The organism is Streptosporangium sp. NBC_01810, assembly GCF_035917355.1.
Taxonomy (GTDB): Bacteria; Actinomycetota; Actinomycetes; order Streptosporangiales; family Streptosporangiaceae; genus Streptosporangium.
In genome coordinates this window covers 7,576,815-7,595,108 of sequence record NZ_CP109070.1, presented here as the reverse complement: position 1 = coordinate 7,595,108, position 18,294 = coordinate 7,576,815, and the positions used below count along the sequence as shown (strand labels likewise).

Sequence of the window (18,294 nt, the reverse complement as noted above, 5' to 3'; positions counted from 1 at the left end):
GCACACGGTGCTGAACACCCAGCCGAGGTGACGAAAATGGACCTAAGGGTCTTCAAGGACATCGCAAGGCATTTGTAAGGTTCCCGGCTTATCACTGAAGGACACCGACGCCGAGGAGTCCCCCGTGAGCAGCCTCCTGCACCCCTCCCGCAAACAACAGCGACTCGTGCCCGACAGCCCTGTGTCACGTCGCCGGCAGGCGGCTGTCGCCGTGACCGGCGCCCTCCTGCTGAGCCTGACCGGCGCCGTCTCGCTGGCACAGCCGGCAGCCGCCGCGTCCGCGCCGTTGAAAGGCGCCGGAACCTGCGCGAACATCGACCTCGTCTACCGGCCCCAGTCCGCGTTCCCCGACACCAGCCGGGGACGTTTCGACTTCAGGGCGCAGGCGACCACCATCGAGACAGCGGTTCGGTGTCTCGTCAACGCCGAACGAACCGGCCTGAAACCGCTGAAGAAATACCTCTCGCTGGGCAAGAAGGGGGCGCCCACACTCGGCACAGCCGCGGCCAGGCACGCCGCGGACGCCGTCAGACTGCGCTGGTGGGGAAAGGCGGAACCGGGTAAGAACTGCCGCCCCGTGCAGGGCAACCCCGGCCAGTGCGACCCACACGTCAACCCGCAGACCGGCTCGACCCCGCTGAGCCGTGCCCAGGCGGTGGGCTACGGTCGCCGCTGCACCTCGTTCTCCATCGGTGAGAACACCTACGCAGGGTGGGGGTCCTCTGCTGTCACGCCGCGGGCGGCCGTCACCTGGTGGATGAACAGCAAGCCACACCGCGACACCATCCTCAACCCGGCTTTCACCGAGCTGTACACCACGGCAGCCTGGGGAAGCGCGGATCCGGCTGCCGGGTCCATCACCCCGGCCGCGACCTACGTGCAGATGTTCGGGCGCTGCGGCTGACGCCGTTGTCCTTAGACCTCGCAAGCGACCCGACTGCCTGTACGCCGACCACGATCGGGTGTTTCGTTGATCTTCAGATGCTCGTGTTGATCTTCAGGTGCTCGTCCAGGGCCGCGATGAGCGGGACGGTCAGCTGGGGAGCGGCACCGGTGGTCCACCGCCGGGCAAGCTCAAGGAATCCGCTGAGCTGCTGTTGCGCCGAGGCGAGCAGACCGAGGAGCTCGTTGATACTGATCTCGACGGTCTGCCGACCTTCTTGGGTGAGTCGGATGAACCGGCCACCGTGTTCAAGGCGTGCTGCCGGGTCGTGTCCGAGCCGGAGTTCCTGACCGTCGATCACGTCCAGCCAGTCACGCCAGTTCTCCAGGCCGAAGCAGCAACCGGGCTCGACCTGGGCGTTCGTGGTGGTGTCACGGAAGCGCAGTCCACCTGGAGCGATCAGGGCCTCCGCGTCGGCGAGGTGCTGTTCCAGCCAAGTACCGGTCAGCTTGGTGACCGGTTCGACCGAGAGCCCGTTGTAGCTGAGGATGACGGCCATCGCAGTCCCGACTTCGGCCGGGGACATCCGGTCGGAGAGTACGAGAAACCAATCGCCGGTCGGCTCGGCGATCGGCCAGGCGGTGAAGCCGACCGCCTCGTGGGTCTCCAGGACGACTTCGACGATGACCATGTCCACAAGTGTCGCGGTACCGTCCCATGTGTGATTCAGAACGACGGGATTGAACGGGCGGCGACGATTGAGACGTTCCTCATCGACCGGCACCGCATCGAAAGCAGCATCGCGGGCAACGGCACGACCAAGAACCGGCTCTACTGGCAGAGGCGTGGTTTCGAAACCCGGTCTCCCTGCGCCTGCAACACCTTCACAGCTCCGGCCGTAAGGGTGACCTGACCTGTATAGCTGCCTCCTCACGCTGATCCCCGTGAGAAGGCGCCGGCCCTTGGCCCGCGGTGACGAATGACCGCTGCACACCGCGCGGAGTGGCCTGTTCATCCCCGAGACCGGCCTGACGTTCGAGCCGTGGTGACCCCAGCCTTTCATGGTCAGCGGCCAACGTCTGGACAGGGCCACAGCTCCCCGGCTGTAATGCAGGCGATACTTTCAGCGATGTCGTGGCAGGGACACACTAGAGACTCCATTCACAGGCCCCTCTAGCGAGAGCAGCCCAGGTCGCGTCCACGGATGTGGTGTACGAGCATCCGAGTCCGGTAAGCCGGTCACGGTGGAAAAGCGCGGTGTCGTCCGTGGGGAAAAGCGCGGCGAGGGTGGTGGAGTGGTTCAGGGCCGCTCGTTGGTGTCGCGTCGTGCGGGGTCGAAGGTCAAAAGCGCGGCGAGGGTGGTGGAGTGGCCCCAGACCGCTCATCGGTACGGGTCCGCCGCGGTGCGGCAGGATTCGGGGCCGCTCCTCGCCGCCGCCTCGCGCGGGGCTCTCGCCGTGCGGGGCTCTCGCCGTGCGGGGCTCTCGCCGTGCGAGGTACGAAGGTCCGCGGGGCGTCCGGTCAGAGGTCGCCCCCGGCCGGGTGCGGGGACGAATCGGGCCTTCCACCACGAAAGGCGGCCCACCCGAGGGGGTGGGAGTGGCGACTTCCTTGATCTGGGTGAATCCGCACGCCCCCAGCGTGCCAACTCACCCAGATCATGGAAAATCCCCGATCGTCACCGCCACGGCCCCGCCTCCACGCCCGCCATGACCCGCTTTGCCCCCTCCCGGAGCTCCACCGGCCCGCCCTCTGTCACCCACACCCGGCCGATGCCCGCCCCCACCCCGCACGACGCGACACCGGTGAGCGGCCCCACACCACTCCACCGCCCTCGCTGCGCTTTTGATCTTCGGCCCCGCACGACGCGACACCAACAAGCGGCTCTGAACCACTCCACCACCCTCGCCGCGCTTTTCCCCACGGACGACGCCGCGCTTTTCAGCGGCGATCAGCCAGGCGCGATGCGGGTACCGATCTCAAACACTCGTACACCACCTGCGCGGACGCGACCGCAGCCCATGCCGAGATCAAAGAAGAAGAGTGCTGCTCGCCCAAATATGCAACAAACCCGCCGGGACGCTCAAACCGTGGATGGCCAGAACACTTCGCCCGACGACCCTCTGCCGAAAAGCCTGGTTGAGAAATTACTTTCCGGCCCTCGTTTCATCCTGGCCACCACGCTGACTGTTGCAACGTGAAGGTGAGCACCGGCCTCCGCGTGGCCATACTTGCGCTTTCGGGACTGATCGCCTTTACCCTGTCGCAGTACCTGTTGCGCGAGACGACGCCGAAAATCGTGGAGAGCGGCCCGCGCGTCAACATACACTCGGAAGCCGAACTGTTCCGGCTGCTCCCCGGACCGGGGGACGTCACCGGACTGTCGGGAACGTCGACCGAAAATTGGATTGACGGTTTCGGCCGCGTGAACTTCTACTGAGCCGATCATAAGTTCTGGGACTTTTGAGAAGATCGGAAGGCGCGTCGGCCCTGCTGGAGTGGCAGGCGGACCACCTGGACCTCCGGAAAATCTCAATATTTATGATCGCCTCAGTACGACTGCCTGCCGAGTCTGGATACGAACGCCGTCGACATCGCCCCACCGCACTGAACCTGAAAGCTCGACGTGACACGCGATCATGCCTCTGACCTGCAGTGATAGGTGCATTCTGCGTAACGTCGACCTTTGATCATCAGTATATCGAGGCGAAGTTCACCATGGAGAATGACACCGTGGTGGTTGTCACATTTGGCCGTATCACGCCGTCCGACGTCCAGCAGGCTCAGGACTCGCTCCATGAGCCGAAAGAGTCCTGCACCGAACGGGGTACATTCCTCGGAGATTCCGAAACCGAGGGGAGCTGGACGTTCACCCGGTATTCTCACGCACCCTTGGGTAACGCTTCACTCTCATACACGTACAACTTCAAACCCGACTCAGGATTCGTCAACGGTGAGGGACGGGTGGTATACACGATCTCAAACGGCTGGGGCCTGACCGCCGTCACCGACGAGGCATCCGGTGAGGCATTGAATTTGTTTCTTTCTCAAATATTGGATCGCTTGGACAAGGCGGTTGACACAAAGTTCCGGTGAGGCATGGCGAGGAGTTCAAGCAAGGCGCGGTGAAGCCCGGTCACTCATTCGCCACCCGCACTACGGCGAAGTGCCTCGGGGCACCTTCCTGGACCCGACCGCCCTGGCCCTGCCGCTGAAAAAGCCTCGCGGTGACCGGGCTGTCGCCGCTACAGTCCCCCGCATGGGTATCGCAGTCACCAAGTACTGACGATCAAAGGTGGACGTTACACGAAGGCTATCTATCGCTGCAGGTCATCGGCATGATCGCGCGTCACGCCGAGCTTTCAGATTCAGTAGTTCCAGTGAGACCGGGTCCGGCAAGTCCATGACCGGTCTCGCGATCATGGGCATGCTGCCGGCCGGAGGCCGGGTGACCAGCGGATCGATCGACCTGGGCGGCGAGGAACTCGTCGGGCTTCCCGCAGCGCGGTACCGGGCCATTCGCGGCAACGACATCGCGATGGTGTTCCAGGACTCGATGACGGCGTTGAACCCGACTCGACGGATCGGTGAGCAGGTCGCCGAACCGGTGCGTCTGCACCATGGCGCGTCGAAGCGAGCCGCGCGCGGGCGCGCCGAGGAGATGCTCGCCCTGGTCGGGCTGCCGCGGCCGGCCGAGCGGCTGGACGACTATCCGCACCAGCTCTCGGGTGGCATGCGGCAACGCGTGATGATCGCGATGGCGCTGGTATGCGAGCCACGGGTCGTCGTCGCCGACGAGCCGACCACGGCGCTCGACGTCACGATCCAGGCGGAGATCCTCGACCTCCTCGATGACCTCAAGTCCCGGCTGGGCATGTCGATGATCCTCATCACGCACGACATGGGGGTGATCGCCCGGCATGCCGACCGCGTGGGGGTGATGTACGGCGAGCGCGTCGCCGGGACCGGGCCGACACCCGTGCTTTTCAGCCGGACGCGGCATCGCTACACGCACGCGCTGCTGTCCTCGATCCCTTCGCTCACCCATGACCGGCGCGAGGAGCTCTTCAGCATCCCGGGCGCGCCGCCGGACCTGACCGTGGCTCACGTCGGCTGCCCCTTCGCACCGCGCTGTGACGCCGCGACGGATCGGTGCCGCGAGAAGCAGTCGGCACCGTCGGTGGTGGTGGAGGAGGAGGAGGACGGCCATGCCCATGCGTGCCGGCATCCGGCCTCCGGTCCAACGGCCGGGGTCCGCGCGCGGTGCGCCACCCCGCCGGCGATCCTCCCCGAGCGAGGAGCGGCGCCACGGTTGCGCGTCGTCGACCTGAGGCGCGAGTACCCGGCGGGTGGTGCGGGTCTCTTCGGCGGGCGCCGTACCGTGAAGGCGGTTTCCGGCGTGAGTTTCGAGGTGGCGGCCGGCGAGACGTTCGGGCTCGTCGGAGAGTCGGGCTGCGGCAAGTCCTCCCTGGGCAGGATGCTCGTGGCCCTGGACCGGCCCACCTCCGATGAGGTGATCTTCGATGGCGAGCCGGTCACCCGGATGAGCGCACGCGCACCCGGGCCGCGCCGTACTCAGCTGCAGATGATGTTCCAGGACTCTAACGCCTCCCTCGACCCCCGGATGCGCATCGGCACGATCCTGCGTGAACCCCTGGCGATCCAGGGCGTCGGCAGGCGCGCCCAGCGGACCGCTCGTGCTCGCGAGTTGCTACAGGACGTGGGCTTGCCCGCCGACGTCATGGAGCGCTACCCCCACGAGCTCTCCGGGGGGGCACGGGCACCTGGCCTTCGGCCATGGCATCCACCAGTGCCTCGGCCAGCAGCTGGCCCGAGTCGAGATGCGGGTCGCGCTGCCCGCGCTGTTCTGCCGGTTCCCGACCCTCCGCCTGGCCGTCCCGGCCGAGGACGTTCCGTTGCGCCACAACATGAACATCTATGGCGTGCACCGGCTCGAGGTCACCTGGGACCAGGCACGGACACCGCGTGGTCGGTGAACCGCTCGTAGTACCGGCTGAGCAGAGCGGCGCGGGTGATCCCCCAGCCGGTCTCCCGCGTCGGCCCGGAGAACGCGAAGCCCGGCAGCGACGGGACGACGACGTGGAAGGCGTCCGCCGAGTTCCCCCGTGTGCCCGCGGGTCGGTCAACGGCCCGAGAATGTCCAGAAAAATTTTCAAAGAATCCCGGCGCCGGATGTAGGAGACCAGGCGTCGGCTCCGTCTCCCCGGTGACAGCGCGCCCGAGGCGCGAGAGATCTGTACGACAGGACACCATCATGGGCAAGCTCATCCACTTCGTGCACCAGTCCCTCGACGGCTTCATCGAGGGCCCGAACGGCGAGTTCGACTGGCCGCGGATGGGTCCGGAACTGTCCGCCTACGCGCAGGAGCTGAGCTCCGGCGACAAGGTGTTCCTCTACGGGCGCGTGGTCTGGGACATGATGTCGGGCTACTGGCCCAAGGCCGAGCAGCACTCCGAGCATGAGCACGACCTGGCCTTCGCCCCGATCTGGCGCGCGGCACCGAAGGTCGTGGTCTCCCGGACGCTGGAGAAGGCCGACTGGAACACCCGCGTGATCAGCGAGAACGTCGCCGGGGAACTGACCGCGCTCAAGGAGTCCGGCGCGACCCTGCTGCTGTTCGGCGGGTCGGTGCTGGCCTCGCACCTCACCCGGCACAGCGTGATCGACGAGTACCAGATCTTCGTCCACCCCGTGATCCTGGGCGGCGGCAAGCCGGTCTTCCAACAGGACCACCGGGCCGACCTCGAACTCACCGAAACGCGGACGTTCGACTCCGAGATCGTCCTGCTCCGCCACCGGCGCACCACCGCGCAGGGCTGAACCCCGGTGTTCCAAGTAGACCCGGCACATCGCCGCGACGAACACCGCGTGGTGCGGCGCCACGGCGTCGACCATGACCAGGCAGCCTCCGGACTCCTCCCGGTTCAGCTCGCGCAGCGGGCGGCGCGCTGGAGGAGGAAGCGCTGCTCAGGCCGGCTGCCGGCCAGACGTGCGGCCTCCCGGTACGCCAAGGCTGCGGCAGCAGCCTCCCCGGCCTGGTCGAGCAGGTGGGCGCGGACGGCCAGCAGTCGATGATGGCCGGCGAGCACCCCGGATTCCAGCTCGTCCAACAGCGCCAATCCGGCGCGCGGCCCGCGCACCATCGCCAGCGCGACCGCCCGGTTGAGGGTGGCGACGGGGTTGGGGTGCAGTCGCTCCAGGATCTCGTACAGCGCCAGGATCTGCCGCCAGTCGGTGGCCTCGGCCGATGGCGCCTCGTCGTGTACCGCCGCGATGGCGGCCTGAACCTGGTACGGGCCGAGCGTGCGGGTCGCCAACGTACGGGTGATGATGTCGGTTCCCTCCGCGATGGCCGCGGTGTCCCAGCGGGACCGGTCCTGCTCCGCCAGCGGCACGAGCACGCCGTCGGGGCCGGTACGCGCCGCGCCTCGGGCCTCGGTCAGCAGCATCAACGCCAGCAGGCCCGCGGTCTCCCCGGATTCGGGGAGCCGCGCATACAGCCGGCGCACCAGATGCAGGGCCTGTCCGGTGAGCAGGGGCCGGCGCAGATCCGAGCCGGTGCTGGCGCTGTAGCCCTCGTTGAACATCAGGTACAGCACGTGCAGCACGACCTGTAGCCGAGGTCCGTGCTCAGGGTCCGGGGGCAGCTCGAACCGCGCCCCGGCTTCCCGCAGGCGCTGCTTGGCCCGTGAGATGCGCTGTCCCATCGTCTTCTCGGGCACCAGGAAGGATGCCGCTATCTCGCCGGTGGTCAGTCCGGCGACCGCCCGCAGCGTGAGCGCCAGCTGCGACGAGGCGGTCAACGCCGGGTGACAGCACAGGAACAGCAGTTCCAGCAGGTCGTCACGGACCACCTCGGCATCCGGCGGTGGTGCGACCAGCGCGTCGCGCGGCATGGCGTCGAGAGCGGCCCGCTCCCGACGCTCCCGGGCACTGTCGGCCCGAACCCGATCGATGTACCGATTCACCGCGACCTTGTTGAGCCAGCCCAGCGGGTGGTCCGGGACACCGTCACGCGGCCAGGCGTCCGCCGCGGCGATCAGCGCCTCCTGCACCGCGTCCTCGCAACGGGCGAAGTCCCCGTACCGGCGCACGAGCGAACCAAGCACCCGGGACGCCAGCGACCTCAGCAGTTCCTCGACCGGCTCGTCAGACCTCGGCACTCGCCCAGCCACGCCCCATCAGCGGCCACACCTCCAGGCCACCGCCGCGCGGCAGCCCCGGATAGGCCCGTGCGATCTCCAGCGCCCGCTGCTCGTCGTCGACCTCGACCACGAAGTAGGAGCCGACGAACTCCTTCGCCTCGATATACGGGCCGTCGGTGACGACCGCGTCACCGGCGGTCCATTGAACCGATCGCGGCCGGGGCATCAGCCCCTCTGACTCAAGAAGCTCTCCCGACTCGCGCAACGCCTCGTTGAACCCATCGACCTCGGCGATCAGGCTCGCCATATCCTCCGGCGCCAGAGCGTTCCAGATGTCCTCGTTGCCGTAGATCAGCATCAGGTACTTCACCGTGCCGTCCTTCTCCTCGATATCGGGCCGCATCCCCCTGCATTCTGCCCGGGGTACGGAGGAGGCTGTTGCTCAGCATGGTCCGTGCCTGAACATCGCCGCAGTCAGGCAGGATCTCCGAAACACGACTGACTGCCAACACCGGGTGAGGCAGAGCCCTCGCCTCTCCCTGGCTGGAGGGGACGGGTTCACCTGACGGCGCAGCACGGCGACCTGACGGCGCAGCACGGCGACCTGACGGCGAAGCCCCACGATCTCGGCCATCTTGGCCCGATCACTTCGCGACCCAGTAGAACCAGGAGTTGAAAGGCACGCCCGAGGATGAGGTAGTGGGAGGACCACGACACCGTCAGCAGGATGCCCGAGACCTCATCATGCTCGAGCCACGAATCCCCCGGTCAACCCCGGCGGCTGAGTTTCCGCACCCTACAAGCCGATGAAACCTCTGTCAGGCCAACGGCTCGTCCACAGCAATTGGAGTGTCAGTTCGCAAATGGCGACCCAGCAGACCGATGGCCAGTTCGCCCTTGGTGGCGAAGGCCAGGTCCAGCGGTAATCCGGTGGTGATCGTCTTGACCGGGTCGGCGATCTGCTCGGCCGGGATCCACTGCCGCGCGCCGATCAGCGCGTGCCCGCTCCCACCCCGGATGTAGGCCAGATAGACGGTGTTGACGCCGTTGTCCACGCCGCCCGCGCAGCCCATGTGCTGACGCTTGACGCCCGAGGTGGCGGTGCCCTTTTTCTCCTGCCCGGACTCGTCCAGGGCACCGACGGTCAGGCTACCCGGCCGGGCTGCGGTGTCCAGATGGGCGACGGCGAAGCGGCGCACCACGCTCATCGCGTCGGCGGTGTCCCAGCGGGCCCGGTTCAGCAGTCGCCGAGTGGCGGCCGGAGAACGGTCCCCGGCCCACTCGGCGATCGTCCAGCCATTGCGTTTGGGCAGGTCGGACATGACGGCCCGGATGTACTTGGCGGCCTGCAGGCGCGGCTCGACCCGGGTGAACATCGGCGCCGGCGCGCTAAGCAGTTCGTCGGTGTTCCGCTGCGTGCGCCGGGCCTCTAGGATGAGCGCGGTAACCGCTTCTGATCTTGTTCTCGTCACACAGGCATGATCACGAGCGGCTGCTCTCGTTGCGCCTCCGTCCGATCACAAGATTGCATCGACCTGCCGCGCATCAGACCTGGTCAAACCCTGAATAGTGACTGCCGTACTAGCCTAAAAAAAGGCACGTTGAGCATCGGAGAATCCGTGGCAACTGTTTCCTCCGCCGAAGAGCCGTTGGCCATCGTAGGTGCGGGGTGCCGTCTACCTGGTGGGGTCGAAGACCTTGACGGACTGTGGGGTGCGCTGACGGCTTGCAGCGATCTGGTGACCGAGGTGCCCAACGACCGGTTCGACCCGTCGTGGTTCGTGCATCGGGGGGACCGGCGCTCCGGCCGGAGCTACACCGCCCACGGGGCTTTCCTCGATGACCTCGCCGGATTCGATCCTGGCTATTTCGGGATCTCACCCCGGGAGGCGGATCGGCTCGATCCGCAGCAGCGGCTGATGCTGGAGCTGGCGGTGGAGAGCCTCGATGATGCGGGCATCGATCCGGCACGGCTGGCAGGTTCGGATACCGCAGTGTTCATTGGGGTGTTCAACGGTGATTATGGGGTTCTTCAGGGGAGGAACCCTGCGAGTCTCAACGCCTATTCTGTCGCTGGTTGGACTTTCGGTAATACGGCCAATCGTGTGTCGTATTTCCTTGACCTCCACGGTCCGAGCATGGCGATCGACACGGCGTGCTCCTCGGCGCTCGTGGCCCTACACGAGGCCGCTCAGGCCATCCGTTCCGGGGAATGCAGGGTGGCCTTGGCGGGCGGCGTCAACGTGCTGCTCGATCCCGCTGTGTTCGTCGGGCTCTCCCAGGCCTCCATGCTGTCCAAGCGCGGCAGATGCCAGACCTTCTCCGCCAACGCCGACGGGTATGTCCGCGGCGAGGGCGCCGGAATGGTGGTCTTGAAGACTCTGGCGGACGCGCGGGCGGACGGCGACCGTGTTCACGCACTGCTCCTCAGGACGGGCACCAACACCGACGGCCGGACCGAGGGCCTGACCCACCCCGGCGTCGGCAGCCAGGCGGCATTGCTGCGGGACGTCTATGCGCGTGCCGCGGTCGACCTCGACGACCTCGTCTACTGGGAGGCGCACGGTACCGGCACTCCGGTAGGCGACCCGGTCGAGTGCGAGGCGATCGGCCAGGCGATCGGGATCAGGCGGTCTCCTGGGAATCCACTGCCAATCGGCTCGATCAAGTCGAATATGGGGCATTTGGAGTCCGCTGCCGGTATGGCCGGACTCCTGAAAGCCATCCTGGTGCTCCGCCACGGGGTGATCCCCCCGAACCTCCATGCGGACCCGCTCAACCCCGGGATCGATTGGGACCGCCTCGGGCTCTCACCGGTGACTCGGGAACGTGCCATCCGCTCGGTTTCCCGGCCGCTGGCCGGGGTGAGCTCGTTCGGGTTCGGCGGTGTGAACGCTCATGCGGTCCTTGCGGTGCCACCGCCCGTGGACGTGTCCGCCCGTACCCCGGCACCGCTGCTCCCCGTCGTGGTCTCCGGTCGCACAGCTGCCGCGGCGAAGGACATGGCGGCGCGGGTCGCTGACCGGCTGGACTCGACGGACAGTGGCGGCTTCTACGATGTGTGCCACACGCTGGCCCGGCGCCGAGGTGTCCGCGAGCACCGGATCTCGGTGTTGGCGGCGGGTGCGGCGGAAGCGGCGTCGCTGCTCAGAGAGGTCGTTGACGACGAGAACCCGGTCGGGACCGCGAGTGACTCGGCGAGGACCGACGGCCGGGTCGTCTTCGCGTTCGGCGGCGCGGGAACCCCGTGGCCCGGCATGGCGCGCGATCTCCTGGCCGGTGACGAAGCGTTCCGGTCCACGGTGGAACGGATAGACCGGCTCCTGTCCCGGCACGTCGGCTGGTCGGTCGTCACCGAGATGACCGCGCCCGCATCGCATTCGAGGCTGAACACCGCCGAGATCGGGCAGCCGGCGCTCTTCGCGGTGCAGATGGGGCTTGTCGCGGCGCTGCAAGCGCGAGGCATCCGGCCGGCGGCGGTCATCGGGCACAGCGTGGGAGAGATCGCCGCCGCCTGCGTCTCCGGTGCCCTGGATCTTGAGGACGCGGTGCTGCTGTGCGCCGCACGGGGACGCACGCAGCAGCTCACCATGGGTGAGGGTGCCATGGCCGCAGTCGGTCTGTCCCCGGCCCAGGCGGCCGAGGAACTTGAGCCGTTCGGCGCCGAGGTCGAACTGGCGGCGATCAACAGTGGCAGGGATGTCACCGTCGCCGGGTCGCGGGACGCGCTGAGGCACCTGGAATCCGTACTGGTGCGCAAGGGCGTCTTCTTCAGAAGGCTGGACGTCGAGTTCGCGTTCCACAGCCGGGCCATGGACAGGCTGGAAACCCCGCTCCTCAAGGCTCTTGAGGACCTACGGCCCGCGATACCGGGCATTTCCCTGGTGTCTACGGTGACCGGTCTGCCAGTCGAAGGCGCCGAGCTCGATTCGGCTTATTGGTGGCAGAACGTCCGGCAGGCCGTCCGGTTCGGCCCGGCTGTCGACCTGCTGGTGCGGGATGGCCACCAGATCTTCCTGGAGGTCGGCCCGCACCCGGTGCTGCAGACCTATCTGCGCCGCGCCGGAGAGGGCCGCGCCGGAGAGGAGGGCGCCCGGCTGACCGTCCTGCCCACGCTCCGAAGGGAACAGCCGGGAGAACCCGCGCTCCGCACAGCCGTGGCCGCGCTGCTGGCGGCCGGGGCCGACGCCGATTGGGAGGCGTTCCTCCCGCAACGCGGATCCGTGGCCGAGCTGCCGACCTATCCATGGCAGCGCGAACGGCACTGGAACGGTCAAGCGGACTGGTGGGCTCCCCGCCTTGAACATCCGCTGCTGGGTGCCCGGATCCCGGCACCCGATCCGTCCTGGAACGCACCAATTGACCCCGGTCGGGTGCCGTGGCTGACCGAGCACCGAGTCGCCGGTGCCGACCTGTTGCCGGCGACGGGATTCGTGGAGCTCGCCCTGGCCGCCGGACGCAGGATCCTCGACGGCCCGCTGGAACTGCTCGGGCTGGAGATCCTGCGTCCGCTGCCGGTGCCGTCCGCAGCCGAACCCGACCTGGACATCCAGGTCTGCGTGACTCAGGACGGCCAGGTTCGCGTCAGCACCCGAAGCGACGACGAGTGGCAGGTCCATGCCCGGTGCCGGGTACGTGCGGCGGTGGACGCGCCGCCCGTCCCCCTCGGCTCCAGGCCTCCGCTGGACGACGTGGTCGAAGTCGGCGCGGATGAGCACTTCGCCGTTGCGGCGCGGGCCGGTCTCGACTACGGACCGGTGTTCCGAAGTCTGAAGTCCGTCCTGATCACAGGGGAAACGGCGCACGCCGAATACAGATTCACCGAGCCGACCGGTGGCTATGAGGCGCATCCCGCCATCGTCGACGCGGCTCTGCAGACCGTGTTGACCGTTCTTGCCCAGCGTGGAAGCGGCGTCGAGATCACCGCTCACCTCCCGGTCTCCTTCGACCGCGTCCGCTTGTGGCGCCCGCCGACCGCTACGGGATCCATCCAGACCCGGCTGCGGCCGCAGGACAGCTCACGCGATGTGGTCGCGGACTTCACCCTGACCGACCCTGCGGGCAACATCGTCATGCAACTGAGCGGATGCCGATTCCGGCGAATGCCAGGTGAGGAGGGGCCGGCCCGCCATGTGACCGTACTGCGGGCTTCCGGCGGAGGCCCAACCGCCCAAGACACCACACCGGCGATAGCGGACCTCCTGGCAGTCGTCGAGCCGCATCGGCGTGAGCTTCGCGACCGTCTGAGCGCCCGCAGCGAGCGGCACTCGCGGTTCATGAAGGCGTACACGGCGGTCGCGGCGCACTTCACCATGGCGATGGTCCACGAACTGGTGCCTGCAGGCCAGTGGAGCATCGAGGATCTGACCGCCATCGGGGTACTACCGAAGTACACGCGCCTGGTCCGGCAGCTGTGTGTTCTGGCGGCGGGCGAAGGGCTCTGCGGGGATGCCGGGAGCGGGCGGTGGCGGACGACCGGGCGGGCCGAGCCGTACCGGCTGTTCACGGCGGCGTTGGGCGAGTTCCCCGAGTACTCGGCCGAACTCCAGCTCGCAGGCCGGTGCGGCAGGTACCTGACCGACGTGCTGACCGGTCGCCGGGAGGCAACGGAGGTGCTGTTCCCGCAGGGCGGGCTCCAGACCGCCGAGCACTTCTATGACAGCGGACCGGTGCTCAGCCCGTGCAACCTGCTGGCCCGCACGATCATCAGCGATCTTGTGGGGCTCTGGCCCGCCGACCGGCCCCTGCGCGTCCTGGAGGTCGGTGCGGGTACGGGAGGCCTGACGGCCGCTGTGCTGCCCTTACTACCGCCCGAACGCACCAGCTATGTGTTCACCGATCTTTCGTCGGCGTTCCTCAAAGCGGCTGCGGCCCGCTTCAAGCCCTACGACTTCGTCGACTACAAGCTCCTGGACCTCGAGCGGAATCCCGCAGATCAGGGATTCGCGGAGGCGGGCTTCGACCTCGTGCTCGCCGCGAACGTCCTGCACGCCACGGCGGACCTGGGCAGGACACTCGACGCGGTCTCCGCGCTCCTGGACGACGGAGGGCTCCTCCTGATGGGCGAGACCCTCCACATCGGGCCCCTCGCGTTGGTCTTCGGTCTCCTGGACGGCTGGTGGTCGGCCACCGACACCGCACGACGTCCCGGCGGCCCTCTCCTGGGTGCGGACGCGTGGCTCGGCCTGCTCGCCGAGCGCGGTTTCACCGAGTCCGTGGAGTTGCGCGCCGAGGAGGAGCCGGTGGGCATCGACACCACGCTGTTCCTGGCAGCAAGGCAAAGACGGCCCCTGCGCGCGCACGAGAATCCGGCGCCTCCGAGTACCGCGGACTGGTGGGTCCTCGCCGAGTCGCCGAACGACCAGGAATTCGCCGAGGTGGTGGCGCGAGAGCTTGAACGTGCGGGCCAGACCGCGTCGGCTTGTGCCGGAGACCCGCCACATGGTGGCACCGATGTCGTCTTCCTGCTGGGCGGCGGCCATGGAACGGCCGATGATGATCCTGACGCATCGGCGCAGCGGGTCGCCGCGGCCACCGAGGCCCTGCGGTCGTGCGCCGCGATCGCACAGCGCTCCTCGGCAGGCCGCATGCCGATGGTGTGGCTCGTCACCCGCCCGTCCGGCGTGTTTCCCGCCCCGGAACGGCCGCTGTTCCCCGGCGACGCCGCCCTATGGGGCGCGGCGAGATGCCTGGCCAATGAGGAGCCGGACGTCGCCGTACGGAAGGTGTCCTTCGACCGAGGCGCCGACCAGGAACGGGACGCGAAGGTTCTGGTGTCAGAGTTGCTGGGCGACTCGCCGGAGGACGAAGTCGTCCTGACCCGGGGTGGGCGATTCGTCCCTCGGCTCAAACCCGCTTCCGACCCGCCCGTCCGTCCGGGAGAGCCACGTCGGCTCAGGATCCGCAACCACGGTCCGGCCTACCGGCTCGACTGGGAGCCGGCGCCAACGCGGGTGCCGGGGCCGAACGAGGTGACCGTCGAGGTGAGGGCCGCGGGCGTGAACTACCGGAACGTCCTTCGAGCTCTCGGCCGGCTGCCGGACGAAGCCGCCGGCGGTCCGAACCACGAGTCGCTCTACGGATTCGACTGCGCGGGCGTCGTGACCGAGGTCGGTGCGGACGTACGGGATCTGCGGCCGGGTGACCGGGTGTTCGCGGGAGTCCCGAACGCTCTGGCCTCCCTGGTCGTCGTCGATCGGCGCTGCGTCTCGCGGATCCCGGACGGGATGGATTACACAGCGGCCGCGACACTTCCGGTGGCCTTCCTCACCGTCCGGCTCGCGCTGGCGGACAGGACCATGCTCAGCCAGGGGGAGGTGGTATTGCTCCACGGTGCCACCGGAGGTGTGGGGCTGGCCGCCCTCCAGCACGCCCGGCTGGTGGGGGCCAAAGTGATCGCGACCGCAGGTACGGCGGACAAGCGCGACCTGCTGCGGGCGCTCGGGGTGGAGCACGTCCTCGATTCACGTGGGTTGGGGTTCGCGGGCGAGGTCATGGCCATCACCGGCGGGCGGGGCGTCGACGTCGTGCTGAACTCGCTCGCAGGCGAAGGGCTGGTCCGCGGGCTCGAGCTGCTGCGCCCGCGCGGTCGTTTCGTCGAGCTGGGCAAACAGGACTTCCACGCCGGTACCAGGCTGGCGATGAGCGCGTTGAGTGGCAACATCAATTTCCTCAGCGTGGACCTCATGCAGGTCCTCCAACAGCTCCCGGAGGTGACCCAGAGCAGTCTCAACGAGGTTGCGGAGCTCGTGGAAGCCGGGGCCTACCAACCGCTGCCCTACCGTGCCTTCCCCGCCGACCGGGTCGCGGAGTCCTTTGACCTGATGAAGCAATCCCGCCACATCGGCAAGATCGTTTTGACGTTCGAGCCTGCCGCACCCGCAGTCGGGGCGCGTCGGGCAGGACTCGACCCTGAGGCGGTCTATCTGGTCAGCGGCGGGCTAGGAGGCTTCGGTGCCCGGACCGCCCAGTGGCTCGCCGAGCAGGGCGCCGGCCGCCTCGCGCTGATCGGCCGCCGAGGTTTGGACGGCCCAGAGGCCCGAAAGACAGTGAGGTCGCTCGAGCAGCGCGGAGTCACGGTGACGGCCCACGCGGTGGACGTCTCCGACATGCAGGCGATGCGGACTCTTGTCGCGGAAATCGATGCCACCGGGCACCGGCTGGGCGGGGTGGTGCACTGCGCGATGGTGCTCGATGACGCACCGCTGACCGAACTCACCAGGCAGCGTCTTCGTGCCGTGCTCGCACCGAAGTTGAGCGGGGCGTTGGTGCTCGATCGGCTGACCCGGGAGAGGTCGCTGGATCTGTTCGTCGTCTACTCCTCGGTGACGGCTGCCGTCGGGAACATCGGGCAAGCCGGATACGCAGCGGGCAACCTCTTCGGCGAGGCCCTCGTCAGAGCCAGGCGGGCACGAGGCCAGGCCGGTCTCGCGGTGGCCTGGGGATCGGTCGGAGACGTCGGCTACCTGGCCCGCAACGCCGAAGCAGAGGCTGTCATGGCGCGCTGGACTCGCCCGGTAGAGCCTGGGAGAGGGCTTGACGTGATGGGCTCGCTTATGGAGCTGGACACCGACGTCGCCCTGGTCGGTGCCGTCGACTGGGAAGACGCCAGGGCGCTGCTGCCCACCCTGGACGCGCCGCGATTCTCCCCTGTGCGGTCCGCCGTCCTTGCCGGCAGACCGGAAGACCTGCGCGAGCAGATCATGAACGCCGCTTCGGCCGAAGCCGAGACGCTGGTCACCGATACCGTGACCCGGCTGCTCGCCGAGGTGCTGCAAGCCGCGCCTCAGGACGTCGCCGCGAGCCGCCCGCTCAACGAACTTGGAATCGACTCGCTGATGAGGGCGGAGCTGCAAGGAGCGATCTGGCGGAGCCTCGGCTGCGACATCCCCGTCATGGCCATCGGTCCCGCCGCCAGCGCCACCGACCTGGCCAAACAGGTACTGACCCGGCTGAGCAAGAGGCTGCCTACCGCCACGGGGAGCGTCATGTGACCGAGACGGTGCTGGTGACCGGCGCAACGGGCTTCCTGGGCGGACATCTGTGCCTCGAGCTGCTCCGCTCCACGTCGGCCACGATCCACTGCATTGTCCGAAGCCGCACCGACCACAGTGCGACCCGGCGGCTCCACGCGCATCTGACCAGGCTGAACGGACCCGAAACCGGCCTCGACCTAGACCGGGTCAAGGCCACACGCGGCAACATGACCGAACCGCGCATGGGCCTGCCGGTAGCGCAGTACACCCGCCTGGCCGACACCGTAGACGGCATATACCACTGCGCGGCCACCGTGGATCTCGCCGCCCCCTTCACAGATCTGATACCCGGCAACGTCACCGCGACCCAGGAAGCCATCCGGTTCGCCGGCCATCGCCGAACAAAAGCCCTGCATCACATCTCATCAGTCGTCGTCTTCGCGGCCGCCCGCGAGCTGTCCTGCCCCACCGTCGACGAGAACACCGAAGTGAGCCTCGCGATGGCAGGCACACTCGGCTATGGCCAATCGAAGTACCGAGCCGAGGAAGAAATACGCCGAGCCGCTGCCACCGGACTGCCCACCACGATCTACCGCGCCGGTGTGATCTTCGGAAGCAGCCGCCACTGGCAGTTCGCCGAAACCGACCTCTGGACACGGCTGGTCAGAGCCGCCATCGAAGTCGGAACCGCACCAGAGAGCCCAGGCACCATACCCGGCGCACCGGTCGACCGGATCGCCGCCGACATCGTGCAGCTCTCTCGGCGGCCCGACGCCCCCGGCCGGGTCTACCACCCGAACCAGGCAGCTCCGATACCCGTCGCCCAGGTCTTCGACCAGGCCCGCGCCTACGGCTACGACCTGCCGAAACGCGCCCCCGCACAATGGAAGGAAGACCTCCTCGGACACGCCGAACGGCCCGCGGCCCAACTCGTCCTCGCCTGCTGGGAAGGCATCTCCTACATGATCGTCCCAGAGCCGCGGTACCTGCCGCCCACGATCAATTCCGCACTCACAAGATCGGCACTCAACGGATCCATCGACACGGGCCCGGAGATGATCCTGGGCACCGAGTTCTTCACCCGGATGCTCGATGGAATAACCAACACATTCCCATCACATGATCACGAACGGTGTTAGCGTGAGGCGCTGTCTCATGCTCGGAGCGCATCACCAGGACATGAACCCCAATGGCGCTGACCTGCGGTTCTGTTGAGATCGACAGCGATCAACATCCCGGCGAGGCCGAACTCGAAGGGAGCGCCCAGCG

General features: G+C 67.8%; 12 protein-coding genes and 2 pseudogenes. 9 read left to right on the top strand and 5 right to left on the bottom strand.

Annotated elements, in window-relative coordinates:
- Nucleotides 1–124 precede the first annotated feature (124 nt).
- A complete protein-coding gene (locus tag OIE13_RS34355) occupies nt 125–904 on the top strand; it encodes a CAP domain-containing protein (protein ID WP_326645220.1) in 780 nt (259 codons plus the stop codon).
- Between the two features lie 73 nt (nt 905–977).
- On the opposite strand, the gene OIE13_RS34350 is transcribed toward OIE13_RS34355, so the two are convergent.
- Nucleotides 978–1,574, bottom strand: coding sequence for a hypothetical protein (locus OIE13_RS34350; RefSeq protein WP_326645222.1), 597 nt, complete (start codon nt 1,572–1,574; stop codon nt 978–980).
- Nucleotides 1,575–1,604: 30 nt separating this feature from the next.
- Here OIE13_RS34350 and OIE13_RS34345 point away from each other — a divergent pair, with 30 nt between their 5' ends.
- The gene (locus tag OIE13_RS34345; protein ID WP_326645224.1) at nt 1,605–1,796 is read left to right on the top strand and encodes a hypothetical protein; all 192 of its coding nucleotides are present in this window, start codon (nt 1,605–1,607) and stop codon (nt 1,794–1,796) included.
- 765 nt (nt 1,797–2,561) lie between these two features.
- Here OIE13_RS34345 and OIE13_RS34340 read toward each other — a convergent pair.
- Nucleotides 2,562–2,702: a hypothetical protein gene (locus tag OIE13_RS34340; RefSeq protein WP_326829272.1), complete on the bottom strand. Its 141-nt coding sequence runs from the start codon at nt 2,700–2,702 to the stop codon at nt 2,562–2,564.
- Nucleotides 2,703–3,080: 378 nt separating this feature from the next.
- On the opposite strand from OIE13_RS34340, the gene OIE13_RS34335 reads away from it, so the two are divergent.
- From OIE13_RS34335 to OIE13_RS34310, 5 genes and pseudogenes are all read left to right on the top strand, one after another.
- Entirely contained in the window at nt 3,081–3,323 is a 243-nt protein-coding gene (locus tag OIE13_RS34335; protein WP_326645226.1) for a hypothetical protein, read from the top strand.
- 278 nt (nt 3,324–3,601) lie between these two features.
- Nucleotides 3,602–3,979, top strand: a complete 378-nt coding sequence (locus OIE13_RS34330) for a hypothetical protein (protein WP_326829271.1) — start codon at nt 3,602–3,604, stop codon at nt 3,977–3,979.
- A 199-nt stretch (nt 3,980–4,178) separates the two neighbouring features.
- A pseudogene (locus OIE13_RS34325) lies at nt 4,179–5,603 on the top strand (oligopeptide/dipeptide ABC transporter ATP-binding protein); the annotation flags it as partial.
- Nucleotides 5,604–5,661: 58 nt separating this feature from the next.
- Nucleotides 5,662–5,880, top strand: a pseudogene (locus tag OIE13_RS34320) (cytochrome P450); the annotation flags it as partial.
- A 278-nt stretch (nt 5,881–6,158) separates the two neighbouring features.
- Complete coding sequence (locus tag OIE13_RS34310; protein WP_326645229.1) at nt 6,159–6,725, top strand: dihydrofolate reductase family protein; 567 nt, start codon at nt 6,159–6,161, stop codon at nt 6,723–6,725.
- A gap of 104 nt (nt 6,726–6,829) precedes the next feature.
- On the opposite strand, the gene OIE13_RS34305 is transcribed toward OIE13_RS34310, so the two are convergent.
- The 3 genes from OIE13_RS34305 to OIE13_RS34295 all read right to left on the bottom strand — a co-directional run bounded on the left by OIE13_RS34305 (nt 6,830) and on the right by OIE13_RS34295 (nt 9,426).
- The gene (locus OIE13_RS34305) at nt 6,830–8,068 is read right to left on the bottom strand and encodes an RNA polymerase sigma factor (protein WP_326645230.1); all 1,239 of its coding nucleotides are present in this window, start codon (nt 8,066–8,068) and stop codon (nt 6,830–6,832) included.
- Nucleotides 8,055–8,453 carry a YciI family protein gene (locus tag OIE13_RS34300; protein ID WP_326829270.1) on the bottom strand — a complete coding sequence of 133 codons (399 nt, stop codon included), beginning with the start codon at nt 8,451–8,453 and terminating at the stop codon, nt 8,055–8,057. The genes OIE13_RS34305 and OIE13_RS34300 overlap by 14 nt, the downstream gene beginning before the upstream one ends.
- A gap of 415 nt (nt 8,454–8,868) precedes the next feature.
- A complete protein-coding gene (locus OIE13_RS34295) occupies nt 8,869–9,426 on the bottom strand; it encodes a transposase (protein WP_326645234.1) in 558 nt (185 codons plus the stop codon).
- A 102-nt stretch (nt 9,427–9,528) separates the two neighbouring features.
- On the opposite strand from OIE13_RS34295, the gene OIE13_RS34290 reads away from it, so the two are divergent.
- Nucleotides 9,529–17,043 carry an SDR family NAD(P)-dependent oxidoreductase gene (locus OIE13_RS34290; protein ID WP_326829268.1) on the top strand — a complete coding sequence of 2,505 codons (7,515 nt, stop codon included), beginning with the start codon at nt 9,529–9,531 and terminating at the stop codon, nt 17,041–17,043.
- Nucleotides 17,040–18,164 carry a thioester reductase domain-containing protein gene (locus OIE13_RS34285; RefSeq protein WP_326829267.1) on the top strand — a complete coding sequence of 375 codons (1,125 nt, stop codon included), beginning with the start codon at nt 17,040–17,042 and terminating at the stop codon, nt 18,162–18,164. Before OIE13_RS34290 ends, OIE13_RS34285 begins: the two co-directional genes overlap by 4 nt.
- The last annotated feature ends 130 nt before the right edge of the window (nt 18,165–18,294 follow it).

Coding starts and splice junctions, on each gene's coding strand:
- OIE13_RS34350 (WP_326645222.1), bottom strand. CDS start 1,574: ATGGTCATCGTCGAAGTCGTCCTGGAGACCCACGAGGCGGTCGGCTTC.
- OIE13_RS34330 (WP_326829271.1), top strand. CDS start 3,602: ATGGAGAATGACACCGTGGTGGTTGTCACATTTGGCCGTATCACGCCG.
- OIE13_RS34310 (WP_326645229.1), top strand. CDS start 6,159: ATGGGCAAGCTCATCCACTTCGTGCACCAGTCCCTCGACGGCTTCATC.
- OIE13_RS34300 (WP_326829270.1), bottom strand. CDS start 8,453: ATGCGGCCCGATATCGAGGAGAAGGACGGCACGGTGAAGTACCTGATG.
- OIE13_RS34295 (WP_326645234.1), bottom strand. CDS start 9,426: ATGTTCACCCGGGTCGAGCCGCGCCTGCAGGCCGCCAAGTACATCCGG.
- OIE13_RS34290 (WP_326829268.1), top strand. CDS start 9,529: ATGATCACGAGCGGCTGCTCTCGTTGCGCCTCCGTCCGATCACAAGAT.